Raw genomic sequence first — 26003 nt, forward strand, 5'->3', positions numbered from 1 at the left:
GAAAATCGCTTGAAATACGCACTTGACTGTAAAGGTAGTTTTGAAAAGTCTATGCTTTTTTGGCTTATTAGATACGTGAAATTTAAGCTTAGCTCGCTTTCAAATAAGGAGCTAAGAGAGCCAACCGCTCTAGCCTCGGTAAACTACGCACTAAATCGCAAGATAAAGACGATAAACGAGCTTGATGGGCTTGTAAAAACAGCTAGAAACGCCGGACTAACTGGCATAAACACATACTTTAACCCGCTTAAAAAAATTTACGAGGCGCTTTGCTTTTATGAGCTTGACAGTCTAAAGCGCATAGATGAGGAGCTTTTGAGTGAGGTTTTGGCGAGCGTGACCGGCGGACTGAGCGACGCGAGCAAAAAAAATTATAGAATTTCAGTTATAAATTTCTTCTCGTTTTTAGACAAGCAAAACGAAGAGGACGGCAAGTCGCATGTCTTTGACGTAAATTTAAAGCATTGGGGCGGCATAAGCGGCTCAAAGGGGCAAAAACTGCCTGAATTTATGAGCGAAGAGGAGGTCAAGAAATTTCTAAACGCCATCGATATGGCGGACTTTAAAGTAAATACGAATCGCAACCGTCTAATCATAAAAATCATCGTCTTTACCGGCATTCGCGTTAGCGAGGCGCTAAATTTGAAACGAAAAGACATCAGCGAAGACGGCGAGCTTTACGTCATCAGGATCCGCGGCAAAGGCAACAAATATCGCATCGTGATGATAAAAAGGGCGCTCATAGAGGATCTACTGGACACGATCGCCATAAACTACATCAACAAAGAGGGCTATCTTTTTATAAACAAAAAGGGCACACGTCTGACACAAGCGTATGTCAGCCGCATCGTTGAGCAGATTTTATTTCGCGCTGGCATCCGCAAAGAAAAAAACGGCGCTCATATGCTGCGCCACACCTTTGCTACGCTGCTTTATAAAAAGCAAAAAGACCTCGTGCTGGTGCAAGAAGCGCTCGGTCACGCCAGCCTAAACACTTCTAGAATTTACACTCACTTTGACAACGACAAGCTCAAGCTGGCCGCGCAGGTAGCGCAGGATCTTAGTGAATAATATGTTTGTAAGTCATTTTTCACTATACTCGCTAACTATAAAAAGTCGGAGTAAATTTTGGCAGTCGATAAGATAATCTTTTACCTTTGCGTCACGCTGATCACGATCAGTATCATATTTTCACTCTCACTGCCCGTATTTACCGTACTTTTTTTCAACTACGAGGAGTATCACTTTTTTATCCGTCAGTTTGCCGTCGGCTGCATCGGAGTATTTTTGATGTGGTGGCTCTCGCGGCTAAATCCGGACAAGGCTCTAGTTTGGATAGGATTTGGACTTTTTGGGCTTTGCATCATCGCGATGGGGCTCATGCACGCCCTACCCGCCTCTATGGTGACTGATGCGGGCGGTGCCAGACGTTGGATCAGACTGCCCGGCTTTTCGCTCGCACCAGTCGAGTTTTTTAAGATCGGCTTCGTTTATTTTCTAGCGTGGAGCTTCACGCGAAAGATAGACGATAGCAAAAAGAGCCTAAAAGACGAGCTCAAGCTGCTTTTACCTTACATTTGCGTCTTTCTCATCGTAGTTTATCTGATCGCCGTGCTTCAAAACGACCTTGGTCAAGTGATCGTCCTGGCGCTTACTTTTGTTACGATGGCACTTTTTGCCGGAGCTAGCGCTAAAATTTTCAGTATCGGGATTTTGGGCGCGGCCTTTATTATGACGATCGCGATCGTAAGCTCCGAACATAGAATTTTACGTATCAAGTCATGGTGGGGCACGATACAAGGCATGGTCCTTTCCTTGCTACCAGATAGCGTGGCCGATGTCTTACGCGTGGCTGACGCTCCGGAGCCTTATCAAATTTCACACTCGCTAAATGCCATAAAACACGGGGAATTCTTTGGTGAGGGGCTGGGAGCCGGGATATTTAAGCTTGGCTTTTTAAGCGAGGTGCACACGGACTTCGTGCTAGCCGGCATCGCCGAGGAGATAGGCGTATTTGGGATACTTTGTATCGTAGCGATCTTACTCACCTTGCTTTATAGGATCTTTAGAATTTCAGCCCGCAGCGAGAATAAGGTCTATCATCTCTTTTCGCTTGGTATCGGCCTCATCATCTCGTTTTCATTTTTGATGAACAGCTACGGTATCACGTCCATAACCCCGATAAAAGGTATCGCAGTACCCTTTTTAAGCTACGGAGGAAGCTCGATCCTAGCCATTTGCATCGGCATCGGCATGGTGCTGATGGTCAGCAAAAGGGCTAATCTATGATAGTCATCAGCGGAGGCGGCACGGGCGGACATCTAGCCATCGCGAAAAGCTTTTGCGAGGAGCTAAATTCGCGCGGCGAAAAGCCTATATTTATCGGTTCGACTCAAGGTCAGGATAAAATTTGGTTTGAAAACGATGAAAATTTCGCTATGAAATTTTTCCTAAAAAGCAGCGGCGTAGTAAACAAACGAGGCTTTGCAAAGCTCGCTTCGCTGCTAAATATCATAAATTTAGCCTTTAAATGCCGCAAAATTTTCAAAGAAAACAAGGTGCGAGCCGTGATTAGTGTCGGCGGATATTCGGCTGCTCCGGCTGCATTTGCGGCTATACTTTCTGGCGTGCCGCTTTTCATACACGAGCAAAACGCCGTGACCGGCAAACTAAATAAAATTTTAGCTCCATACGCCAAGGGCTTTTATAGCTCTTACGACGAACTTAGCCCTTGCGATTACCCTGTCGCGAAGAAATTTTTCGATAACGCCAGGATCAGGAGCGAGCTTAAGACTATACTATTTTTAGGCGGCTCTCAAGGCGCAAAAGCGATAAACGAACTGGCTTTAAATTTAGCCGTCCGGCTAAAGCAAAGAGGCGTAAAGATCATCCATCAATGCGGCAAAAACGCATTTGCCGAGCTGAAAGAAAGATACGAGGCTCTTGGGCTAAATTCTAGCGATGTCGAGCTGTTTGACTTTAGCAAAGAGATAGAGCTTAAAATGCAAAAGGCCGACCTTGCCATAAGCCGCGCAGGAGCGAGCTCACTTTGGGAGCTTTGCGCAAACGCTCTGCCGGCGATATTCGTGCCATTTCCGTATGCGGCAGGCGATCATCAGTATCACAATGCTAAATTTTTACTGCAAAAAGATATCGCCAAAATTTGTCTGCAAAATGGCGACAGTGTGGATAGCGACGAAATTTTAAAGCTTATAGAAGGGTTTGACATACACGCAAGCTCGCAAGCGCTAAGCACCATAATCGGTAAAAACGGCGCAAAGCAGATAATAGATAAGATCACGAGCCGAATTTAGGCTAAATTTTCGCCTATCGCAGTGGCTTTTAGCTCGCGCAACTCATAGATCAGATAGTGATATATCAGCTCGTTCGTCCTTAGGCTTTTGCCGCTAAATACCGGATTTATCATCGCCATTATCTTGTCCGTGATGCCCGCTATCTCGACTAGCAAAAGCTCGTCGTCTCTTTTTTTGGCGATGATTATGCAGTTTGAGAAAAACGTGAAAATGGTCTTGAAATTTTCAAGCACGACGTTTGAGATGACTTGCGAGTCAAGATGCAGTATCTTTTTCATCCTGCTTTTTAGCTTTAAAAGCCCGGCTAACAAAGATTTTATCTTGGCTTTTTGCGCAGCATCTTTGAAAAATAGGCTTTTTTTACTATTTTTTACCAGGATTTGATACTCGACGACTAGAATTTCCATTATGTTTTGTATATTTTTTAGGCTCTCTTGGAGGTTTTTGTTCGCATCGAGGCTCACTCCGGCCTTTTCTATTTTATAATATATGCTAGTCTTGGTTTGTTGCAGATACGAGCTGATATTTTCGTAATAATCGTCCGTATCAAATACGTTTTTGAAAAAAACGCTCTCTTTTTCGCCGCCTTGGATCTTTTTTTTCAGCCTCTCAGCATTTGAGTTAAACTCAAACACATCGATACAAGGCTCGACCTCTCCAAGCCCGTTATTTTCGAGGACATCGAGCTTTTCATTGAGCGCATCGACTTGATCTTTTATATTTTTGTAGTCCATCTCTTCTCTTTGATTTTTTGCGTATTTTACTATAAATTTTGTAAAAGGGTAAGAAATAATTGCATAAATGGTGCGCCCGAAGGAATTCGAATCCCTGACCTTTTGAACCGCAATCAAATGCTCTATCCAGCTGAGCTACGAGCGCATCATAAAGAAGTTGTGATTTTAGCCAAAGTTTTCTTAAATTACGCATATATTAAAATTTTATTGCGCTTTTAGGCAAAAATCAGTATCTTTACACAAATAAAGGAGCAATGATGAACGATTTTTTCGATAGTTTAAAAGAGATAAAAAAGGAGCTTGCAAAGGAGCAAAATTTAACCCCAAAGACAGCAAAACAAAGCCAAACTCACACGAAAGAAGAAGCCATCAAACACAAACAAGACAGGCTAAAAGACGAGTTTCTAGCATATATAAAAAATAGCGATATCAGAAAAATTTAATGTAAAATTTTAGCCTTCGCACTCATACTTTGTATCTTAAATTCATATATCTTAGTGATGCCAAGCGACGCTTTTATCGCAGTATCAAAGCCGCTCATATACCGCGGCGTGTATTTCTCGCAAAGTATTTTTAGGGCGTGTATCTTTCGCTCGTCGTCTACGACTTCATATACTTTCGTTTTTAGTATCGCACCTTTGTATTCGGTTGTGAAAATTTTACTTCCAAGCGCCCTACCATCGTCTTTTATCGCTTCAAATTCCGCTTGGCTTGGCTGCGGGACATGGTTGTAACTCACACAAACCATCGTCACATCACGCCCGTCTTTTAGCAGCTCGCTTTTCATGCCGCTCCTGGCACCGTGTATAAAAATGCTCATGCCTTCGCGCACTATCGAGATAGGGATGCTAAAAATTTCGCCCTCGTCATCTATCAAGCTTATGGTCGCGTACTCGCAGTCATCGACTATCTCTAGTGCGTCTTTGTCGCTTAGCCGCCTGTCTTTTCGTCTCATTTTTATCCTTTAAATTTTCGTAATTTTAGCCTAAAATTTTTAATCTTGGAACGTTTATTGCTTAAAATTTGCATATTTAAACGGAGAATTTTATGAACATAACCCATACGCTCGAGTCTTTAAGCATCCAAACCGACGATGACGCACTATTTTGCGAGCTTCGCGACCTGATAAGCAAAAATTTCAGCAAAACTCTCGCCAACAAAGGCAAGATCATATCCTTTTACGAAGAGAACGAGATGCCTCAGCGCAGGTGCTTTTTAAAATTTATAAAAAGACTTTACGAGAAGCAAAACAGCGACGAGCTTGATATAAAATTCGCCGAATACAAAACGATAAAACTCGGATACGCGCCTAAAAACGCTCTGGCAAATCTGCTAAGCATCGATGTGAGCTTTATAAAAGACGAGGTAAATTTCTCGCTAAACAGTGCTCCAAAGGTATTTGCAAGTTACATTTTACAAAGCTTCAAAGACAATGCAAGTAGTCTCGATGAAAAAACGAATACCCTTCATATAAAAATCAAAAACGAGAGTGATTTTAACGTGCTTTCGATGCTATTTTCCAGGCGAGAACATCTGAAATTCATAGTGGATTTTAACTTTGACGAGTCGAAATTTCAAAATTTCAAGCGAAATTTCAAGGTTCAAAACTCATCTAAATTTATAAACCGCTTCTCCGCGCTAGCCACGTTGCTTGAGGAAAATTTTGAAATTTTAGGCTGCGAGAAAGGCGACGGCTTCGAGCAAATACGCGAAAGCTACCTCGCCCTCGTAAAGATCTACCACCCAGACCGCCACAACAACAAGCCAGAAAACATAAAAAACGAATACCGTAAGAAATTTGAAAAAATTCAAAACGCTTACGAGAGCCTAAAGCCTTTCTTTAAGACTCAAGAGGCCTTTGTCAAGGTCGGATAAATTTAGCCTTGTATCTGATAGATTTTCTTTCTCTCGCTCGAACTTGCGATATTTAGGGTCTTTCGGTACTTCGTGATAGTTCTACGAACGATAGTTATGTTAAATTTCGCTTGGATAAGATCTAAAATTTTAAGATCGCTCAGCGGTTTGGCCGGGTTTTCTTTGTTGATAAGCTCCAGCAAAAAGTCTTTGATCGCCGTATTTGAGGTCTCCTCGTCAAGCGCCGCGGCAAAAAAGCTCTTAAGCGCTATCGTGCCGCGCGAACACTCTAGGTATTTGTTTGCTATCGCGCGCGAGATGGTCGAGGGGTTGCGCCCCAGATCGCCGGCGATGTCTTTTAGCTTCATCGGCTTTATATCGCCGCCAAAAAAATAATCATACTGATACTCCACGATCATCAGCCCGATCTTGTAAAGCGTGGATTTTCGCATCTCCAGAGCATCGACCAGCTCACGCGCTTCACGCACCTTTGCGCTGATAAATTCATCATTTTGGCTTTGTCCCTCGATATCCAGCACAACCTGCGGGTAAAACGCATCGTTCACGCGCACACTTATGCCGCTTTCGTTCGTGTCGATAAATATGTCCGGTGTCAGCGGCGGCTCGTCCTGCAGATACTCGATGGCAGGCGGGTTTTTAAATTTTTTGATGATCTTTAGCGCCGGTTCGTAAAATTTCAGCTTGGTTAGATTTTGTATGTTTTCAAATTCGCAGATTATCTTTTTAGCACACTCGTAAATTTCCCCGCTCGCCCCGCTCTCATCAAGCTGAAACAAAAAGCTCTCTTTATAGTCTCTAGCTCCCACGCCGGCAGGCTCCAAATAAGCAAAACGCGCCCTAACTCGCTCGATCTCATCCAGGCTAAATCCCTTTAAAATTTCATCGTCATACTCAAAATAGCCCTCATCGCTCAAACACTCTATTATCTTGTAGGCGATGAGCTGTGATTTTTGCGTCGGAAAAAGTGGCGGGTTGATCTGCTCTTCTAGCTTTTCATGAAGGCTTTGTTTGTAGATACTGGTGGCCTCTATGGCTTCGGAGACGGAATTTTTACTGAATTCGGCGAAAAAATTCCGCTTTTTCGCCGGCATAGTATCGGCGCCGTCGGCTAAATTTTTATGTTCGATCCTGACGAAAGGATTGCTCGCGGCAAAGGGCTCAAGCGTCTCTTTTAGCTCGTCAAGCCCGCTTTGAAGTATCGGAAGCCAGCTGCGAAGCGTATGATTTAGCTTGTTTTTTGGCGCTAGAGCCTCTTTTTGACGCAGCATCTACTACTCTAAAAGCTTAAATTCAGCGCCCAGATAGTGCGTTCGCACGTTTTTATCGTTTGCGACCTCTTTTGCGCTACCGCTCGCCAAAAGCGCGCCGTCTTTGATGACATACGCGCGGTCGCAGATCGCCAGCGTCTCACGGACATTGTGGTCGGTGATGAGCACACCGATACCTAGGTTTTTGAGGTCGCGCACGATACTTTGGATGTCGCTCACCGCGATCGGATCGACACCTGCAAACGGCTCGTCAAGCAGCAAAAATTTTGGCGTTATCATGAGGCTTCGTGCGATCTCGCAGCGTCTGCGCTCGCCGCCGCTTAGGCTCACGCCCTTTCTCAGGCGGATCGGCTCTATATTTAAAAGCGTCAGCATCTCATCGACTTTTTTGGCACACTCTTCTTCGTCTTTGTATAAAATTTCAGCTCCCAGTAGCAAATTTTCCTCGACCGAGAGGTCTTTAAAAATGCTTGATTCTTGCGGCAAATAGCCAATACCCATCTGCGCGCGCTTATGAAGGGCGACGTTAGTAACGTCCGTGCCGTCTAAAAATACACCTCCGCTCGTTGGCGAGATGAGCCCGCAGATCATATAAAACGTCGTCGTCTTGCCCGCTCCGTTTGGTCCAAGCAGCCCCACGACTTCGCCGCTTTTTACATCAAGCGAGATGCCTTTTATGATGTTTGTCTTTTTTATCGTTTTTTGTAGCTCTTTTATTTCTAACTTATGCACCATAAACCTCGTATTTTCGCCCGTTTGCGCTCGGGCTAATTATTATTTTTACATATTTTTCGCCAAATTTTGTGAGCATTTTTTCTAGGCTCTCGTCGCCCCACTCGACCAGATGAAGCCCATCTTCGAGCAAATTTTCAAAAAGCCCGTTTTTTAAAATACCCTCAAATCCGCTCTGATAAATGTCGTAATGAAAAATTTTATCCCCGTAGCTTTGCATGACCGAAAAGGTCGGCGAAGTGACGTCTGCGTCGATACCATGAGCCTTTACTATAGCCTTTACGAGCGTGGTTTTGCCGCTGGCTAGGTCTCCTTGTAAGATGATGACGCCGCTTTTTGGCAAAATTCCCACCAGCTCGTCAAGATCGTTTAAATTTAGGTTGAAAATTCGCTTCATAGCTCTTTTACGTATTCGCTCTGGGCGGATTTGGGGATACTTTTTGTCACGGGGATCGCCAGCACCTCGTAGCGCACCTCACGGACGAGAAATTTTATCGTTATCACGTCGCCCACTTTGACCTCTTTTGCGGGCTTTGCGACGACGCCGTTTATGCTCACCACGCCGCTTTTACACATATCTTCGCTCACGGCGCGACGCTTTGTGATATTTACCGTATTTAAAAATTTATCTACTCTCATGGCGGGGATTTTAGCTAAAAACGGCTTAAAATTTATAGTTTTATTGGCTCCGCTTCAAAAGACACTGATAAAACTAAAACCTGTCACAAGAGGGCAGCAGCCTTAGGCGTGCAGTGAGCGAGTGCGGTAATAAACGCGAACAGCGTTTATTACGTAAGCGAAAAATGTCAGGCGGAAGGGCTACTCGAACGCTGGTCGCGTTTTCTCGTAAGTAGAGCCCTGTCCGTCCCTTGATAAATTTAGTAAAATTTGCAAATCAAGAAATAAACACTTTTTCAAATATGATTTTTGATTGCCAAAGCGAAGTCAAATCTTATTAGCGAGCTTATCGCCGCCTCTGTGCTTGCAGTTGCGAGCATGGCGAAGCAAAAAAATGAGGGAAGCGATAGCTGACCGTGATTTTAGTGCTATATGTTCGGCTATTCGCTCCTGCATAAACGCTGTTCGCGTCTATGCTAAGTCGCTCTCGAAGCGAATAAGATTTGCGAAGCAAGTGTCAATGATTTATTATAACAGAGCCTAAAAATTTGAACTCACGCCGTGCGGACAAATCTAGCCAAATTTAAAACAAGCCTTAATCTACTCCTCAAAATGCCTCAAAACATCCCTCAGCACCAGCGGTATGACACCGCCGTGTGTTTGCCCTTCGTAAATTTTAAACTCATTTTTCACGCCGCTTGCGTCTAAAATTTTCGCCAGATCGCGCGCGTTTAATATGCCCTCACGGTCGGTCTTGCCAGCCCTTTTTTCGAGCTCTCCCACGCCAAGCCAGACAAATTTTGCTTTGAGCGGCTCTTTAAATTTGCCCCCTTGCACCGCGTTTTTTAATATCTCGGAGTCGCCCCGCCACCTTTGCTAAACTCCTCGCCAGCGGCTTTTGGCGTGTAGTCGCGGGTGCGTAAAGCGACATCGTAGGCTAAATTTGTATCATAGCCGATGCCTACAATGAGCGGTGCTGCGCCCCCTTTGTATAAATTTAGTAGCGTCACAAACTGCGCGTTGCCGTCGGTCATAAATAAAATTTTGCCCTGCTTTTTCGCGCCCTTTGGAACGGCATAAAAAATTTTATAAATTTGCCCCTGCTCGCTCTTTAAAATTTCGCTACTGATGTCAAAATTTTTGCACGCTTGCGGCGAGATGGGTTCTACGGTTTGGTTTGGAGCGGCAAGAGAGGCCGCCACGCTAAGCAAGAGTGCCATTAGAAATTTTACCATTTTGCGCTGACTTTAAACCAAAATCTCCTGCCCTGCTCTGGATACCAGTAGTAGTTGCCGTCATCTGCTAGCCCCTCGTCGTAGCGGATATTGTCAAATACGTTGTAAGCGGTGAAATTTAGGGATAAATTTTTATTTACCTCCCAGCCCGCGCCCATGTCGAGCGTAAATAACTTTTTGTCGTTTTCACTTACTTTGTTGCCGGGGCCAAATTTCACGCTCGTAAGTGCGCTTTGGTAGTTTGCGCCGACGAAGGTCGAGACGCTGGCGATCGGCTTATACGTGAGCGTTAAATTTGCGTTGTGTTTTGGCGTGGCGGTCAGGGACTTGCCATCTAGGCGCGAGAGCGTAGTCTGGTCGAAATTTACGCTGCCATTTGGCGTATTTATGCTTGGATTGCCGGTTTTTATTTTTGAGTGATTGTAGGTGTAGTTCGCGGCTAAATTTAGGTTTTTGAGGATGTCGTAATCAGTCGCTAGCTCCACGCCCCAAACGTCCGCACCGTCGATGTTAAAATACGTTCCCCAGCCCGGGCAAGCCACGCTTGGCGCACCCGTGCAGCCAGTGTAGGCAGGGATGCGGTTTAGGTTGCTACCGTCGGTGTCAAGAATTTTATCTTTAAATTCGTTCCTAAACAGCGTCACGCTCGCGCGCAAATCGTCGCTGTTGTCGTAATACGCGCCAATCTCATAAGTCGCACTCTTTTCAGGTTTTAGCTCGCTGTTGCCAAAATTTATGATACGCCAGCCGCCTTGGATAGTGCCGACTTCTGATGAGATTTCATTTACATTTGGCGTTTTATAGCCTGTCGCCACGCCGCCTTTTAGCGTCCAGTTGTCGTTTAGGTTATAGACTAGATACGCGCGCGGCGAGAGGTGATTGCCGAAAAATTCATTATGCGTCCAGCGTCCGCCCAGCGTGAGATAAAGCGCATCGTCTAAAATTTCCCACTCATCTTCCAAAAACGCCGCGTGCTCCTTCATCGAGTAAGGAGAAGGCTTTCTTAAATTTGTCTTGTTGTTATTTGAGACGATAAATGTCGTCTGCACGGTCTCTTTGTGAAAGTCATAGCCAAAAGTGAGTGTATGCGCGCCTAGGAAGGTGCTAAATTTGGAGTTAAAATTATGATTTTTCACGCTAGCAGGTGTGAGCGAGTCAAAAAGGCTCGTACGCTTGGTTTTATCGTATGTGTAGCTCACGTCGGCGTTTAGAGCGTCAAATGTGCCCACATAGCCCGCACCGTAGGTATTTTTGGTGTAGTCGTAGGCGTTTAGCACGCGGTTTGTCCTTGTGGTCGCGGTCTTGCCCACCGTCCTTTTGTAGTCGTGATGTTCTTTTGAGCCTTGCAGGTAAAATTTATTGTTTTCATCAGGCGTTATCCAAAGCTTCGCGGTCAAATTTTTCTTATCGCTCCCTTGGTAGCCGCCCTTGTATTCGTCCTCGTCGCGTAGCTTTTTGTATCCCCAAAGTTGAAGGCTGAGCTTGTCCTGCCAAAGCGGCGCACCGACGTAAAAGTCCGCCTGCCTTTGATCGCCGATGCCATCGTGATTTTGAAGCATCGCTGAAATGCTCATTGAGCCCGTAAATTTAGCAAAATTTTTCTTCGTGATGATGTTTATCACGCCGCCGACCGCATCGCTACCATATAACGAGCTCATCGGGCCTCTGATGATCTCTATACGCTCGATCGCCTCTGCTGGCGGGATAAAATTTGAGTTCATGTCTCCTGCGCCACCTTTTGGGTTGGCTGCGCTTACACTCACGCGTTTGCCGTCTATGAGCACCAGCGTCTGGGAGCTTTCCATACCGCGTATCGAAAGTCCGCTTGCAGCGCCATCATCGCCTGCTATCACGCTCACTCCGGGCACTTTTGACGCGATAGAGTGAAGCGAGGTGAAAGCCCCGTTTGTAAGCTCATCTTGCTTTATCACAGAGATACTGGCTGGGGCTGTTTTGATATTTTGACTAAAACCGCTTGCGGTAACGACGACTTGTTCAAGCTTTACGTTTTCGGCAGCGAAAGCCTGGCAGCAAAGCGCGCCCGCAGCAAGCGAAAGTGTTAAATTTTTTGACATTTTTGCTCCCTTAAATTTTAAATGCAATCTTATCAATTGATAAATTAAATCAAAATTAATTATCAATATAAAATATAATAAATAATATGCGTCATTCACCGCCTTTCAATCAAAATTTAAAAAAATTTGGTTAAAATTAGCCATCTTAAAAACAAAGGGGCAAAAATGAAAAAAGATGTTAAAAAAGTCGTTCTGGCCTACTCTGGCGGACTTGACACAAGCATTATTTTAAAGTGGCTTCAAGATGAATACAAATGTGAAGTCGTGACCTTCACCGCCGACATCGGACAAGGCGAAGAGCTCGAGCCCGCACGTAAAAAAGCCTTGGCTCTGGGCGTAAAACCTGAAAATATTTTTATCGAAGATCTAAGAGAAGAATTTGTAAGAGATTATGTATTTCCGATGTTTCGCGCAAACGCCATTTACGAGGGCGAATATCTGCTAGGCACATCTATCGCTCGTCCGCTCATCGCAAAAAGACAAGCCGAGATAGCCAAGCTAACCGGCGCAGACGGTGTGAGTCACGGAGCGACAGGCAAAGGAAACGATCAAGTGCGTTTCGAGCTCGCATACTACGCGATAAATCCGAATTTAAAAGTCATCGTGCCATGGCGCGAGTGGGATCTGAATTCTCGTGAAAAACTGCTGGCATACGCAGAGAAAAACGGCATCGATATCACTAGAAAGCCTGGCAAAAGCCCGTATTCGATGGACGCAAACCTACTTCACATCTCATACGAAGGGCTTGTGCTAGAAGATCCAAACCACGCTCCTGAAAACGACATGTGGCGCTGGTGCGTCAGTCCAAAAGACGCTCCAAACGAGAGCGAAATAATCACGATAGGCTACGAAAAAGGCGATCCTGTAAGCATAAACGGTAAAAAAATGAGCCCGGCTGAAATTTTGACCGAGCTTAATCGCCTCGGCGCAAAACACGGTATCGGACGCCTTGACCTTGTCGAAAACCGCTACGTCGGCATGAAGAGCCGCGGTTGCTACGAGACACCGGGCGGCACGATAATGCTAAAAGCTCACCGCGCGATAGAGAGCATCACACTAGACCGCGGCTCGGCACACCTAAAAGACGAGCTGATGCCGCGCTATGCAGAGCTTATTTACAATGGATTTTGGTTCTCACCTGAGCGTTTGATGCTTCAAGCTGCAATAGATAAGAGCCAGGAGCACGTAAACGGCGAGGTCAGAGTCGAGCTTTACAAAGGAAACGTCACGATCCTTGGGCGCTCAAGCAAGGACGATAATCTATTTAGCGAAGCATACTGCACATTTGAAGAAGATAGCGTTTATAACCCAAAAGACGCTGACGGCTTCATCAAACTAAACGCACTTCGCTTCATTATCGCTAGCAAAAACGGACGAAAATTTTAAATTTGACGGCGGGCCGCTTTCGCGGTCTGCCAAATTTTAAAATTCCACATTTTTAAACCAAAATTTTAAGCCAAATACAAAGGAAAGATATGAAAGTATTACTCATAAAAGATGTAAAATCACTGGGAAAAGCAGGAGAGATCAAAGAGGTCAAGGACGGATACGGCAACAACTTCTTGATCGGCAAAGGTCTAGCAAAAGCGGCCACTCCTGACGTCATACGCCAATACGAAGCCGCTCAAAAGCGAAAAGAAGAAGAGCTGAAATATGAAATTTCAAATTTAGAAAAGCTAAAAGACGAGCTCTCAAAGATTACGCTCGTCATCAAAAAAACGCTCGGCGCTAACGGCTCGCTCTTTGGTTCCGTCTCAAAAGAGGAGATCGCCGAAGAGCTTGAAAAAGCGCACCATCTCATAGTCGATAAAAAGGCTATCGAGATAGATAAAAATCACCTCAAAGCAGTCGGTCTTTACGACGTTCAAGTAAAGCTCGGACACGCTATATCAGCTACATTAAAAGTAGACGTGCAAGGAGAATAAGTGTTTCATGCAACGACCATTTTAGCCTACAAAGGCAAAAACAAATCCGTGATCGGCGGCGACGGGCAAGTAAGCTTTGGCAACACCGTGCTTAAGGGCAACGCAGTCAAGATCCGCAAGATCAAAGACGGCAAGGTACTGGCAGGTTTTGCAGGCAGCACGGCTGATGCGTTTAATCTTTTTGATATGTTCGAGGAAAATTTAGAGCATGCAAAGGGTGATCTGCTAAAAGCGGTGATAGAATTTAGCAAGGCGTGGCGCAAGGATAAATATCTAAGAAAGCTGGAAGCCATGATGCTGGTGCTAAACCGCGAGAAAATTTTCCTCTTAAGCGGCACAGGCGACGTGGTGGAGCCTGAGGACGGCAAGATAGCGGCTATAGGAAGCGGGGGGAATTTCGCCCTGTCAGCGGCTCGTGCGCTGGATAAATTTGCCGATATCGACGAGGAAAAGCTGGTAAAAGAGAGCCTCACGATCGCCGGCGAAATTTGCATTTACACGAACACAAACATCAAAACTTATGTAATCGAGGATGAAAAATAATGAATATGACACCAAAGCAGATCGTTGAATTTCTCGATGATTATGTCATCGGTCAAAAAGATGCCAAAAAAATAATCGCGATCGCGCTTCGCAACCGCTACCGCAGGATGAAGCTGGAAAAGGCGATGCAAGATGACATCATGCCAAAAAATATCTTGATGATAGGCTCGACCGGCGTAGGCAAGACCGAGATCGCAAGGCGACTTTCAAAGATGATGGGCATGCCTTTTATCAAGGTAGAGGCGAGCAAATACACAGAAGTAGGCTTTGTAGGTCGCGACGTAGAGAGCATGGTCAGAGATCTCGCCATGGCCGCTTTTAACCTCGTAAAAGCCGAACAAAGCGAAAAAAATCAAGATAAAATAAACGCCTACATAGAAGAAAAGATCGTCTCAAAGCTGCTCCCCCCTTTGCCAAAAGGTGCTAGCGAGGAGAAGACGGCGGACTACGAGCGAAGCTACGAAAAGATGCTGGCTAAATTTAGAAACGGCGATCTTGATGACCTGACAGTCGAGATCGAGATCCAGCAAAATTCGCTAGAAACCGGCTCAAACGTCCCACCGGATATGGCTCAGATGCAAGAGAGCTTCATAAAAATAATCGGCATGGGAAGCAAAAACGTCAAAAAAGAGATGAAGGTAAAGGACGCCAAAAAAGCCCTTGAAAACGAGGCTAATGATAAAATTTTAGATATAGAGAGCATAAAAACGCAGGCGATAAGACGCGCTGAAAACGAAGGTATCATCTTTATAGACGAGATAGACAAGGTCGCGGTAAGCTCCGGAAATTCGAGCAGACAAGATCCCAGCAAAGAGGGCGTGCAGCGCGATTTGCTACCGATAGTAGAAGGCTCGAACGTCTCGACGAAATTTGGAAATTTAAAGACCGATCATATCCTTTTCATCGCGGCAGGAGCTTTTCATATCAGCAAGCCAAGCGATCTAATACCGGAACTGCAGGGGCGCTTCCCGCTTCGCGTAGAGCTTGATAGTCTCGATGAAAAAGCGCTTTATCAGATCCTGACTAAGCCAAAAAACTCACTCCTAAAGCAATACATCGCCCTGCTCTCCACTGAAAATGTAGAGCTTGCATTTGATGACGAAGCGATACACGAGATAGCCAAGATCGCGCAAGCGGCAAACGAAAAGATGGAAGATATCGGCGCTCGCCGCCTACATACCGTGATCGAGCGCGTGATAGAGGACATCAGCTTTGAGGCCAGTGAAAAAAGCGGTGAAAAGGTAAATGTCACAAAAGAGCTGGTAAAAGAGCGTTTAAGCGATGTGGTAGAAGATCAAGACCTTGCGAGGTATATCCTTTGAGGTCCGGATTTGTCAGTATCATAGGGCGGACGAACGCGGGCAAAAGCTCGCTTTTAAACGCCCTTTTAAACGAAAAGATTGCCATCGTTTCACATAAGCAAAACGCCACTAGGCGCAAGATAAACGGTATCGTGATGAATGAAGGCGACCAGATCATCTTCGTAGATACTCCGGGACTTCACGAAAGCGATAAAATTTTAAACAAGCTGATGATAAACGAAGCCGTAAAATCGATGGGCGACTGCGACGCCATGATATTTATAGCCTCCGTACATGACAATACGAGCGACTATGAAAAATTTTTAAATTTAAACCCTAAAAAGCCACACATCCTCGTCTTGAGCAAAGTCGATGAGGTAAGCAACGAAAAGCTTTTGAAAAAAATGATGCAATATCAAAATTTTCAAAGCCGCTTCACCGCTCTCGTGCCCTTTAGTATAAAAAAGCAAAGCTATCAAAAGCCGCTATTAGATGAGATTTGCAAGCTTTTGCCCGAGCACGCATATTTTTACGACCCCCAGTTTTTGACCGATACGAACGAAAAGGAAATTTTCCGCGACTTCATACTTGAGGCGATATATGAAAATTTAAGCGACGAGATCCCGTATCTTAGCGATGTCAGCGTAGATAAGGTCGTAGAAAAAGCCGGTATCACTGAAATTTTTGCGACGATAATCACCGAAAAAGACACGCACAAATCTATGATAATCGGAAAAAATGGCGAAACTATAAAACGCATAGGTATCTTTGCCAGAAAGTTAATCAAAAATTTAACAAATTGTAAAATCTACTTGAAGCTCGATGTAGTCGTTAAAAGAGGCTGGAGTAAAGACGAAAAGATTATAAAAAAGTTAATCGGCTATTGATTTTTTATTTTAAACGTATTAAAATATCCGCCTAGGTTTCTAGGAAGGTTTAAAATAAATGTTTAAAAATAAAAAAAATAACGAAATTTCAATTGTTACCATAGATCCTTACGAGCAAACGGGTTTTAAATTTCAAAATAACGAAGTTGATATCCTTGATATAAGCAAGACCGCCCAAAAGCAAAATTTCTTCATCTCGTATCTGAAATTTAAAGACATCATAACAACGACCATAAACCTGCCAAGAAATACAAGCGAAGATGAGCTCACCAACATCATCTCCATCAAAACATACGAGGAGCTCTCGCTTGATGCGGCGGTTGATTATAAGATCACGTATGCCGAGATGCAAAGTCAAAACGAAAACAGGCTTTTTAACGTCTTTGTCGTAAATAACGACCTTATAAATAAAAATTTCAAAGACATATCAAAAAAGATACCTTACATAGACTATCTCGCGGTCGCTCCACTTCTTTACGGTGCGGTCTATAAAAGAAGCCTACTGCCAAGCGTGGATGTGGATTGTTTCGTCTGTTTGCAAGACGATGATGCGTTTTTGGCTGTATATTCAGGCGGTGAATACCTCGCTTCGCGGCCTCTTAGATATACATTAAACTACATAAAAGATAAATACGTCGAGCAAAGCGGTGAGCGCACCAGCGACGAAGCGTTTTTCAAGATGCTGGCTACCAAAGGCCTGGAACTTGATAGAGAAAATGAAAATTTCAATCCCGATTTAAACACCGTTTTTGAAGACTGCTTGTTTTATATAAACGACACCATAAATATCATAAACCGCATATATTTCATAAACGTAAATAGCATCTACATCGACTGCAGCGGTGAGGGTATTGCAAATTTAGATAAATTCACGCATAGCAAGCTGGGTATAAAAACCAGCATCTTAAATGCAAACATCACGATAAACAGTAAACATTTCAATATCTCCCAGCAGCACAACATGATGGCGCTGTTTGCCAAGCTTTATCAAGACGAGGGCTACGAGGAGGAATTTAACTTCTCCACGATGATGCGCCCGGAGCCTTTTGCTAAGCGAAAGAGCGGACAGTTCATACTCACCTGCTTGATTGCGCTTGGTATAAGCCTTGCGTATCCTATATATAACTACATTGCAGGCGAAATTTTAGAGCAGGACTCCCAAAGACTAGATAATAAACTAACCGAGCTAAATGCACAAGCAAACGAGATCAAACAAAAGCTGGCGCAGCTTTCAAAAGAGCAAGACGAGGTAAAAGGGCTTACTGCAAAAGAGCAAGAGAAGCTGGACTTTAGAAAAAGCCTGCTAGACGAGATACAATCCAAGAAAAATAGCTACGCGATGAAAGGTGTGAATCTTTTCGAGCTAACAAACATCATAAACGATAACGACGTACAAATAACAAGCGTCACGAACGACGATAGAAACCTCACTATCGCAGCTACGAGCGATAACGAAAAGAAGATAACCGAGCTCATAAAAGCCATCGCTCAGACACCAAAATACTCGGTAAATACTAAGAAAATTTACTCGGACGAGCTAAAACGCAACTACGAGAGCAACATCAGCATAGAGATAAAACAATGAAACAAGATACGTTAAACAAGATCGATAGATATTTTGAGCTCAAAAAGCCAAGCGAAGTTTTCATCATATTTGGCGGCTGTGCGCTAGTCATCGCCTATCTGGCCTATATGCTTTGCTTTGATCCGTCTGAAATTTTTTATAACGAAAAGCTAGACGCTCACAACAATGTTAGCGCCCAGCTTCAAAATACGCAAAATTATCTAAATTCCGTCAGCTCGCCGGATGGGGACCGAAATTTTGCGATCGCAAGAGAGACAAAGACGCTTGAAGATCTAAAGGCAAAATATAACGACGTTTTGAAATTTAACGGATACTTCGATATGAAGCTAAAAGAGCTGTCGTTTTTGCTCTTTAACGATCAAAACTGGGCAAATTTCCTAGACAGCATAGTCTTTTTGGCAAAGCAAAACAATATCAAAATTTTAGAGCTAAAAAGCGATATAAAAGAGCCGAACTATCAAAAAATCGAGCAAATTTTAAATGTGAATGTGAAATTCTTGGGCGGGTTCAAAAACGTTATAAGCTACATAAATAGCTTGGAGGAGTCAAAACTGGTGGTTGATTTGCACAAAATGGATATAAATTCCACTCAAAACGAGCTGGGAGCAAATATAACCATATCTGTATGGGGGATGAAATATTGATGAAAATTTTAAAATGCGGTCTGTTCTTAGCCCTTTGCCTCTACTCTTTCGGGGGTGAGTTTGAGGACGAGATAGCTAAATTTGACGCTATGTTCGCTAAGATCCAAGACAACCGACAAGGGATCAGCAAAGAGCAGATAGCAAGCCTTAAAACGCCATTTAAAAAGGTCGCTTCAGATCAAAATTCTACTGCGCGCTTGGAGCCTACGGGCAACGCTCTTGCACTCAAGGCTATCATGCAAAATAGAGCAAACATAAACGGAAAATGGTACGACGTCGGAGATATCGTGGACGAATACAGTATCGCGAGGATCACCCACTCAAAAGTAACGATGATAAAAAATAACGAAAAGCAGGAGCTTTCTCTTGCAAATGGAAGTAAAAATGTTGGCATTAAAATCAAATAAGATCAAATTCATAGCGGCTATTTTGCTACTGTCTTTAAGTTTCGTAGGTGCGCAGGCAAAAGCTAGCAGCTGTCTGGGTAAAAATTTTAGTATGAAAATTTCAGACGATATCGCGCTTGGCGACGTGCTAAATCAACTATCCGATATGTGCGACTTTAGCATCGTGGCAAAAGATAACCTTAGCAAACAAGAGCTGAAGGATCATGTTTTTGGCGTGAATATCAGGAATATGTCTTTAAACGAAGTCTTTGACTTGTTGCTAAACGAGAAAAATTTAAGCTATGAATTTTCAAATAACGTATTAAAAATCTCATCGCTGCAAACAAGGATATTTAAAATCGACTATATAACCTCCGTCCGCGAGGGCACAGCAGTGACAAAGGCCTCGGTAGATGCCTCTCCTGTCGAAGTGGGCGATGAAAAAGACGATGCCGAGGGAGGCGATATCCAAAACTCAAACAACCTGATAAGAAGCGTAGAGAAATTCGACTTTTGGGAGAAGCTAGACACCGAGCTTAAGGCGATACTAAACAACACGAGCGAGCATGTATCTGCGCCAGATCCTATCATCAACTCAAATGCCGGTCTCATCACGGTCACAGGCACTCCGTCTCAGCTAAGGCGCGTCGAGAGCTATATAAACGAGGTGCAAAGACGCCTCAAAAAACAAGTCATCATAGACGTTTCTATCATCGCAGTCGATCTAAACAACGAATATAAACAAGGCGTGGACTGGAGCAAATTCGAGCTTGGTTTCAACTCATACTTAGGCGGCGATCCGACTAAGCCATCAAATGCTGGCTGGAACAATAGAGGCAACGGCCTGAGCGCCGGCTTTGGTCAGACGTTAAACATCGCGGCGAATTTAAATTTCAGCCTTGACGGGATGATGAATTTCTTGGAGACTAATGGCAAAGCCAAGGTCATCTCAAGCCCGAAAGTAACGACTCTAAACAACCAACAAGCATTGATATCGGTGGGCGATAACATCAACTACCGCGTCATGGAGCAAACAGACAGCGCCAACGCACTAAACGACAGGATAAAGACGACTTACAAACAATATTCCGTTTTTATAGGAATTTTGCTAAATTTACTCCCGGAAGTGTCTGACAATAACAAGATCATGCTTCGCATAAATCCGTCGCTAAGTAGCTTCAAATACCAAGAAGACGACGTCAGAGCCCAAAATACAAACATCAGAGAGATAGCTCCTGATACGATACAAAAGAAGCTATCGACAGTCGTTCAGGTAAATAGTGGCGATACGATCGTGCTTGGCGGACTCATCGGTCAGACAAAAAATAAACAAAATACGGCCGTGCCTATCTTGGCGGATATCCCACTACTTGGAAACGCCTTTAAAAGCACGAAAGATGCGGTCAAAACGACAGAGCTGATATTTGTGATAACGCCTAGAGTCGTCGATCTAGACGGCGCTAAACCGGTTCAGCAATCGCTTAAAGATTTAGGATTTTCAAAGTCGATTTATGAGTAATAACAACGAAACGAATATTTACACGCAGGTAAAAGAGGTCTTCATGAACGAAGACGACGTCAAAAATTTCGTAAATTTAGACAAATCTATAAACTGCTACAATAAAATAGTATCCGTTTTAAAAAAGCCGCTCAAGCTCATCTTGTTTTACGGCAAGCCAGGAAGCGGCAAGACCTTTTTGCTAAATAAAATCACAGCCGATTTAAGCGAACAGCAAAATATAATATTTTTCCCGCACCCTTTTTTCAACGAAGCGACGTTTATCGGGGCGCTTTGCGAGAGGCTCTTTGGCGAGAAAAAAGACGGTATAGAAAATTTTGAAATTTTCATAAAAGAATACGGTAAGAAATTTAAAGACAGAGAGGAAATTTTACAAAATCAAGTGATCGTGATCCTTGACGAGGCGCAGCTTTATCCGCAAGATCTCATCGAGAAGATACGTCTCATGGCAGATACAAGGTGCTTTAAATTTTTATTTACGATACATAAAACAGACGATGAAGACATCTTGGCAAAAGACTATTTTCAGACCAGGATCTGGGAGAGCATAGAGCTAAAGACCGTAAATATGGGCGAGATAATCATCTATCTGCAAAGGAAGCTGGCTCTAAAAGGGCTTGAAAAATATCTAAAATTCAATAAAAAAGACTATGAACTGGCGTATTCGCTTTGCGACGGAAATTTACGAACGCTAAACAAAATGATGTATAAATTTTTTGAAATTTGCGAGTATTACGATCATTTTGAGCCATCAGAGCTCACAAACGAGACCGCTAACAATAAAATTTTAACTATGGCGGCTATCGACACGGGGATCATCGATGCTTGATACAGCCGAGATAAAAAAGCTAGAAGAGCGCTATGAAGCCTATGCGCGCAAGCATAGAAGCATATTTAAAAAGCTACCAAGCCTAAATAAAAATTCTAAAATTTTGATCGCCGAGCTGCTTGCTATCGTGGCTCTAGTCGTCGTGCTGGTTCTTTTGAGCATAGACAGTCCGCAGCAAAAAATAGCTGTCACAAGCGCACCAAAAGAGCAAAATCAAACCAAATCCACCATCAGCGAAGTAAAAGAAAAAAGCGCACAGGCTAAAATGCGCTTTGAGGACAATAAAAAGCAAGACGAATTAGTCGATAAAATAGCACAAAAGATAGAACAGACGCTAAAAACCGGCGAGCAAAACGGCAGCGAGGAGACCTCATCTAAGCCAAAAGCACAAAATAGACAAAAAGACGGCTCGCAACAAGGTTGGTTAAGGCTAAATTTCATAAACAGCGAAGACGGCAAAGACTTTTTTGACGAGAGAGACGATACGATGAAAAGTATCCCTCTGCCAAGAGAGGAAAAGATCATGCTAGATCCTTCAGAGCCGCCTGCTAAAAAGGCCAAGATAAATATCGAAGTTTCAAGCGCCAAAGACGAGCAAAGCGCGCTAAAAGAGCAGTTTATAAGGACTAGCAACCCTGCTTTCGCACTCGATCTTGCACGCATAAATTTCAAAGAGCAAAAATATCAAGAGGCGCTGAAATGGTCGCTAGCGGCAAACGAGATAGACAATAACCTAGAAGAGTCGTGGGTGATATTTGCAAAGTCAAAATACAAACTAAAACAAAAGGACGACGCTCTAAGGGCGCTTAGAGAATACAATAAAAATGCGAACAAAAGCTCGATAGGTGAGCTTATCAGGCAAATAGAGAACGATGCGTTATGAAAAAATTTATAATACTTTTAGCTTTTAGTGTGCAAATTTTCGCCATTAGCGGCGCTGATATACAAGGCTGGTTTAATGGCGGCGAATTTAAAAAGGTCTGCTCGTCACAAACTGAAAATTTTTTAAAAGACTCCAGCAACGAGGAGCTAATAAGCCTTTATGGCATGGCTTGTCTTCGCATACACGAGATAAATAGGCTCGCCCTACCGATCTCAAAACTGGTAAGAAGCAAAAACGCACGCGAAAATGCAGCCTACTTCGCAGATATCTTGCTTAAGAAAAAGCTGCTTTACTACGCATTAGTAGACGACGTGGACATCAGCTACGCAAGACTTCCAAGAAGCGACTACATACTATCTTTCATCTTTGATAAATTCGTCAAAAAAGAGTATATCCAAGACATCGACATATATATCTTCAAAGAGCCAAATTCCGATACTCACTACGAGCTTAGCGTCTCGCAGGAAAAGGAAATACCAAAGCTCGTGCTCAAAATTTTCAAAAACGACGAGCTAAAATCACAAATAGAGTACTGGTGATGAATACGGCCGAATCGACCCTTATAAAGATATTTGAACAAAGCGAAAAGCTGAACAAAGAGCAGATAGCGCAAATCATAAATTTAAAATCAAGTACGCATCAGCCTTTGATCAAAATTTTAACCGAGCAAAATTTCATCAGCGAAGATGACTTCATGCAAATTTCAGCCGAGCTTTATAGGCGTGGACGCATTGATATAGACGCGATCTCAAAAGAGCTCGAGCTTGATGTGAAGGGCTTTTTAAAATATGTCTGCGCTAAATTTAAGATCGAGTTTTTCAACCTTGACGATGTAGATATAGATTATAGAATTTGCGAAAAGATCAGCACCAATCAGCTAAAAATGTATGGCGCGCTGCCTGTTAAAGAGGACGAGATCAGCGTTTATGTGGCCTTTAAAAATCCATTTGACGTAATGGCGCAAGATAAGGTGCAAAATTTCTTCAATCGAAAGCTACTAAAAGTAGTCGCCGCCGAGCCCTCACAAATAGAAAAATACACAAACAAGCTAGCACTGAACGAAAGCATAAAAGACATCGTCGCCGAGATCAGAAAGGAGCTCTCAAGCTCTGCCAGCGGCAGCTCGAACACAGAAAGCTCAGGAATTTTAAAACTCATCGAAGTCATTTTAAAAACCTCGATCCAAAGCCGCGCCAGCGATATCCACATAGAGCCCACAGAGACCAACTGCATCGTAAGAAGCAGGATAGACGGCATGTTAAGCGAGACATTTATCTTTGACAAAGATATATATCCGCCGATGGTCAGCCGTATGAAACTACTTTCAAACATGGACATAGCCGAGCGCAGACGCCCTCAAGACGGTCGTTTCTCGGCACAGATCTTAGATAAAGAGTATGACTTTCGTATCTCCACGCTACCGATACTAAACGGCGAGAGCATAGTTTTGCGTATCCTTGATAAATCAAAGGTCATCATAAATTTAGAAAATTTAGGCATGCATCCGCAAAATTTCAATAAATTTAAAAAAGCCATGAAAGCGCCATACGGCATCATCCTAGTCACCGGCCCTACCGGCTCTGGTAAGACGACTACGCTTTACGGCGCACTAAATGATATAAAAAGCATAAAAACAAAGATCATCACCGTAGAAGATCCGGTCGAGTATCAGCTAAATATGATCCAGCAAGTGCATGTGAATGAAAAATCGGGGCTTACCTTCGTCTCGGCGCTTCGTTCTATTTTAAGGCAAGATCCTGACATCATAATGATAGGCGAGATCCGCGATCAAGAGACGCTTCGTATCGCGATACAAGCCGCCCTCACAGGCCACCTTGTCTTTTCTACGCTTCACACCAACGACGCCATAAGCGCCCTACCACGTATGATAGACATGGGCATAGAGCCTTATCTGGTTAGTGGTGCGCTCGTTTGTATAGAGGCTCAAAGGCTCGTTCGTAAGCTCTGTCCGCACTGCAAACAAAAGATCACGCCTCCTCAAAATGCCCTTGAGGAGATCAAAAAATATCTACCCGAGGAGTATCAGTTCTACACTCATGTCGGATGTCCGAACTGCTCTCAGACAGGCTATTTGGGGCGCGAGATGATAAGCGAAATTTTGCCTATCAGCGATACGATAGCCAGCATGGTCGCAAACAACGCCAGCAAAGACGACATAAAAAAAGTAGCCTACGACGAGGGCTTCATAGATATGTTTCATGACGGCATCGTCCGCGCAGCAAGGGGCATAACCACGATAGAGGAAGTTTATAGGGTCGCTAAGATATGAAATTTTTTGAAGTAGAATACATACAAAACGGCAGACGTCAAAAAATGACGCTAAAGGCCAATAACAAAGTCGAGGCCAGAAGTCTCGCGAGCAAAAACAAAAACCATGGCATGATAGTAAAGATCGGCGAGACGCAGGCTATGCCACTTTTAGAGCAGTTTGGCGATATAAAAGAGAAAATAACCAAGACATTTTTCGCTCCTAAGATCAAAATTCCGTCATTAGTCGCCACTATCAGGCAGCTTAGCGTAATGACGAACGCCGGCATATCGATACATGACAGTATCAAAGAGGTCGCAAATTCTACCGAGGACAAGCGGCTGAAAGTGATATTTCAGACCATAAACGAGGATCTAAACCAAGGTGCGAGCCTGACCGACTCGATGTTAGCGTTTCAGCAGGAGATGGGAGATGTCAGCATCGCGATGATAAGGCTTGGCGAAAGCACTGGAAATATGGCCGACTCGCTTAGCAAGCTGGCTTCGATATTGCAAGAGGTTTGGGACAACCAGCAAAAATTTAAAAAAGCCATACGCTATCCGATAACCGTCATCTGTGCGATCATCTTGGCTTTTATCGTTTTGATGACGATGGTCGTGCCAAAATTTAGAGAAATTTTCGAGCAGCTAAACGCAGAGCTACCGCTGCCGACTAAAATTTTGCTAGGCATAGAATACGCCATGAACAACTACGGCTTTTATATCCTTGGCTTTCTTGTCGTGTTAGCCTTTGCGATCAGGAGATATTACGTTAAAAGCGAGGATTTTAGAGAGAAGCTGGACGGAATTTTACTAAAGGTCTATCTCATAGGAAATATCATATTTTTCTCGAATATGAGCCGCTTTAATCTAGTCTTTACCGAGCTCGTGCGAGCAGGACTGCCGATGGCGGACGCCCTTGATACGGCAGTCGTCACGATATCAAACATCGAGATAAAAAACAAACTAAGCAGTGTCAAAATTTTAGTCGGTCGCGGTGTAAGCCTGACAGAGGCCTTTAAGGAGACGGGGCTTTACGAAGGCATGCTCATACAAATGATAAGCGCAGGCGAGCAAAGCGGAAGCTTAGACGGTATGACCGAGAAGGTGACTGATTATTACAAGATGAAATTTAACGACATCATCGATAATATCTCAAGCTACATCGAGCCTATACTGCTCGTTTTCATAGCCGGTATCGTCATTTTGCTCGCACTTGGAATTTTCATGCCGATGTGGGATATGGCCAAGGCGGTTAAAAACTAGAAGCTCTGTTTTAAAAAAGTATTTTTTGAAATTTTAAATATCCTAGCGTAGCCAAATCTTATGAAGCGACACTATCGCCGCCGATTTTCAGTGAAACGAAGTGAGCGCTAAAATCG

General features: G+C 43.7%; 28 protein-coding genes and 1 tRNA gene. 19 read left to right on the top strand and 10 right to left on the bottom strand.

The genetic code is table 11. The annotated features are described in order from the left end of the window. Positions 1-9 precede the first annotated feature (9 nt). From CCVT_RS05120 to murG, 3 genes are read left to right on the top strand one after another with little or no spacing between them, the layout of a single operon-like run. Positions 10-1071: a tyrosine-type recombinase/integrase gene (locus CCVT_RS05120; protein WP_018136346.1), complete on the top strand. Its 1062-nt coding sequence runs from the start codon at positions 10-12 to the stop codon at positions 1069-1071. Between the two features lie 57 nt (positions 1072-1128). After that, the gene (locus CCVT_RS05125) at positions 1129-2289 is read left to right on the top strand and encodes an FtsW/RodA/SpoVE family cell cycle protein (RefSeq protein WP_011992321.1); all 1161 of its coding nucleotides are present in this window, start codon (positions 1129-1131) and stop codon (positions 2287-2289) included. Then, positions 2286-3314 carry an undecaprenyldiphospho-muramoylpentapeptide beta-N-acetylglucosaminyltransferase gene (gene murG / locus CCVT_RS05130; protein WP_018136347.1) on the top strand — a complete coding sequence of 343 codons (1029 nt, stop codon included), beginning with the start codon at positions 2286-2288 and terminating at the stop codon, positions 3312-3314. Before CCVT_RS05125 ends, murG begins: the two co-directional genes overlap by 4 nt. Here murG and CCVT_RS05135 read toward each other — a convergent pair. Both CCVT_RS05135 and CCVT_RS05140 read right to left on the bottom strand, forming a co-directional pair. Further along, the gene (locus CCVT_RS05135; protein ID WP_018136348.1) at positions 3311-4048 is read right to left on the bottom strand and encodes a hypothetical protein; all 738 of its coding nucleotides are present in this window, start codon (positions 4046-4048) and stop codon (positions 3311-3313) included. The two genes, murG and CCVT_RS05135, sit on opposite strands and share 4 nt — an antisense overlap. Positions 4049-4116: 68 nt before the next feature. Beyond that, a tRNA-Arg gene (locus tag CCVT_RS05140) sits at positions 4117-4193 on the bottom strand. Between the two features lie 112 nt (positions 4194-4305). Here CCVT_RS05140 and CCVT_RS05145 point away from each other — a divergent pair. Beyond that, complete coding sequence (locus CCVT_RS05145; protein WP_018136349.1) at positions 4306-4491, top strand: hypothetical protein; 186 nt, start codon at positions 4306-4308, stop codon at positions 4489-4491. On the opposite strand, the gene CCVT_RS05150 is transcribed toward CCVT_RS05145, so the two are convergent. Further along, positions 4488-5003: a pyridoxamine 5'-phosphate oxidase family protein gene (locus CCVT_RS05150; RefSeq protein WP_018136350.1), complete on the bottom strand. Its 516-nt coding sequence runs from the start codon at positions 5001-5003 to the stop codon at positions 4488-4490. The genes CCVT_RS05145 and CCVT_RS05150 overlap by 4 nt on opposite strands. Positions 5004-5095: 92 nt before the next feature. On the opposite strand from CCVT_RS05150, the gene CCVT_RS05155 reads away from it, so the two are divergent. Beyond that, positions 5096-5923 carry an adenylosuccinate lyase gene (locus CCVT_RS05155; protein ID WP_018136351.1) on the top strand — a complete coding sequence of 276 codons (828 nt, stop codon included), beginning with the start codon at positions 5096-5098 and terminating at the stop codon, positions 5921-5923. A gap of 2 nt (positions 5924-5925) precedes the next feature. Here CCVT_RS05155 and CCVT_RS05160 read toward each other — a convergent pair whose 3' ends face one another. From CCVT_RS05160 to CCVT_RS05185, 7 genes are all read right to left on the bottom strand, one after another. Beyond that, complete coding sequence (locus CCVT_RS05160; RefSeq protein ID WP_018136352.1) at positions 5926-7191, bottom strand: RNA polymerase factor sigma-54; 1266 nt, start codon at positions 7189-7191, stop codon at positions 5926-5928. A gap of 3 nt (positions 7192-7194) precedes the next feature. Next, a complete protein-coding gene (gene lptB / locus CCVT_RS05165; protein ID WP_026175451.1) occupies positions 7195-7923 on the bottom strand; it encodes an LPS export ABC transporter ATP-binding protein in 729 nt (242 codons plus the stop codon). Next, entirely contained in the window at positions 7916-8320 is a 405-nt protein-coding gene (gene tsaE / locus CCVT_RS05170) for a tRNA (adenosine(37)-N6)-threonylcarbamoyltransferase complex ATPase subunit type 1 TsaE (RefSeq protein WP_018136354.1), read from the bottom strand. Before tsaE ends, lptB begins: the two co-directional genes overlap by 8 nt. Further along, the gene (locus tag CCVT_RS05175; protein ID WP_018136355.1) at positions 8317-8562 is read right to left on the bottom strand and encodes an RNA-binding S4 domain-containing protein; all 246 of its coding nucleotides are present in this window, start codon (positions 8560-8562) and stop codon (positions 8317-8319) included. The genes tsaE and CCVT_RS05175 overlap by 4 nt, the downstream gene beginning before the upstream one ends. A gap of 579 nt (positions 8563-9141) precedes the next feature. Further along, positions 9142-9378: a hypothetical protein gene (locus CCVT_RS09935; protein ID WP_035160824.1), complete on the bottom strand. Its 237-nt coding sequence runs from the start codon at positions 9376-9378 to the stop codon at positions 9142-9144. 8 nt (positions 9379-9386) lie between these two features. Then, the gene (locus CCVT_RS09940) at positions 9387-9776 is read right to left on the bottom strand and encodes a hypothetical protein (protein ID WP_227898153.1); all 390 of its coding nucleotides are present in this window, start codon (positions 9774-9776) and stop codon (positions 9387-9389) included. After that, positions 9770-11851: a TonB-dependent receptor domain-containing protein gene (locus CCVT_RS05185; protein ID WP_081605510.1), complete on the bottom strand. Its 2082-nt coding sequence runs from the start codon at positions 11849-11851 to the stop codon at positions 9770-9772. The genes CCVT_RS09940 and CCVT_RS05185 overlap by 7 nt, the downstream gene beginning before the upstream one ends. Before the next feature lie 165 nt (positions 11852-12016). Between CCVT_RS05185 and CCVT_RS05190 the strand changes: the two genes are divergently transcribed. From CCVT_RS05190 to CCVT_RS05255, 14 genes are all read left to right on the top strand, one after another. Further along, positions 12017-13237 carry an argininosuccinate synthase gene (locus CCVT_RS05190; protein WP_026175452.1) on the top strand — a complete coding sequence of 407 codons (1221 nt, stop codon included), beginning with the start codon at positions 12017-12019 and terminating at the stop codon, positions 13235-13237. A gap of 89 nt (positions 13238-13326) precedes the next feature. Continuing rightward, on the top strand, positions 13327-13776 hold the full coding sequence (rplI, locus tag CCVT_RS05195) for a 50S ribosomal protein L9 (RefSeq protein ID WP_009651461.1): 450 nt from the start codon (positions 13327-13329) through the stop codon (positions 13774-13776). Continuing rightward, complete coding sequence (hslV, locus tag CCVT_RS05200; RefSeq protein WP_009651446.1) at positions 13777-14319, top strand: ATP-dependent protease subunit HslV; 543 nt, start codon at positions 13777-13779, stop codon at positions 14317-14319. It begins immediately after the preceding gene. Then, positions 14319-15641: an HslU--HslV peptidase ATPase subunit gene (gene hslU / locus CCVT_RS05205; RefSeq protein ID WP_018136358.1), complete on the top strand. Its 1323-nt coding sequence runs from the start codon at positions 14319-14321 to the stop codon at positions 15639-15641. The genes hslV and hslU overlap by 1 nt, the downstream gene beginning before the upstream one ends. Further along, entirely contained in the window at positions 15638-16507 is an 870-nt protein-coding gene (gene era, locus CCVT_RS05210; protein ID WP_018136359.1) for a GTPase Era, read from the top strand. Before hslU ends, era begins: the two co-directional genes overlap by 4 nt. Positions 16508-16565: 58 nt before the next feature. Further along, positions 16566-18092 (top strand): C4-dicarboxylate ABC transporter, encoded by a 1527-nt coding sequence (locus CCVT_RS05215; protein ID WP_018136360.1) that lies wholly within the window; start codon positions 16566-16568, stop codon positions 18090-18092. Next, positions 18089-18736: a hypothetical protein gene (locus tag CCVT_RS05220; RefSeq protein WP_018136361.1), complete on the top strand. Its 648-nt coding sequence runs from the start codon at positions 18089-18091 to the stop codon at positions 18734-18736. Before CCVT_RS05215 ends, CCVT_RS05220 begins: the two co-directional genes overlap by 4 nt. After that, complete coding sequence (locus tag CCVT_RS05225) at positions 18736-19143, top strand: hypothetical protein (RefSeq protein WP_018136362.1); 408 nt, start codon at positions 18736-18738, stop codon at positions 19141-19143. The genes CCVT_RS05220 and CCVT_RS05225 overlap by 1 nt, the downstream gene beginning before the upstream one ends. Next, on the top strand, positions 19121-20641 hold the full coding sequence (gene mshL, locus CCVT_RS05230; RefSeq protein WP_018136363.1) for a pilus (MSHA type) biogenesis protein MshL: 1521 nt from the start codon (positions 19121-19123) through the stop codon (positions 20639-20641). The genes CCVT_RS05225 and mshL overlap by 23 nt, the downstream gene beginning before the upstream one ends. Beyond that, the gene (locus tag CCVT_RS05235; protein WP_018136364.1) at positions 20634-21470 is read left to right on the top strand and encodes an ATP-binding protein; all 837 of its coding nucleotides are present in this window, start codon (positions 20634-20636) and stop codon (positions 21468-21470) included. The genes mshL and CCVT_RS05235 overlap by 8 nt, the downstream gene beginning before the upstream one ends. Beyond that, positions 21463-22353: a CDC27 family protein gene (locus tag CCVT_RS05240; RefSeq protein ID WP_018136365.1), complete on the top strand. Its 891-nt coding sequence runs from the start codon at positions 21463-21465 to the stop codon at positions 22351-22353. Before CCVT_RS05235 ends, CCVT_RS05240 begins: the two co-directional genes overlap by 8 nt. Then, entirely contained in the window at positions 22350-22892 is a 543-nt protein-coding gene (locus CCVT_RS05245) for a hypothetical protein (protein ID WP_018136366.1), read from the top strand. The genes CCVT_RS05240 and CCVT_RS05245 overlap by 4 nt, the downstream gene beginning before the upstream one ends. Beyond that, entirely contained in the window at positions 22892-24643 is a 1752-nt protein-coding gene (locus CCVT_RS05250) for a GspE/PulE family protein (RefSeq protein WP_011992335.1), read from the top strand. Before CCVT_RS05245 ends, CCVT_RS05250 begins: the two co-directional genes overlap by 1 nt. Then, a complete protein-coding gene (locus CCVT_RS05255; protein WP_018136367.1) occupies positions 24640-25887 on the top strand; it encodes a type II secretion system F family protein in 1248 nt (415 codons plus the stop codon). Before CCVT_RS05250 ends, CCVT_RS05255 begins: the two co-directional genes overlap by 4 nt. The last annotated feature ends 116 nt before the right edge of the window (positions 25888-26003 follow it).

Source organism: Campylobacter curvus (assembly GCF_013372125.1).
Lineage (GTDB): Bacteria > Campylobacterota > Campylobacteria > Campylobacterales > Campylobacteraceae > Campylobacter_A > Campylobacter_A curvus.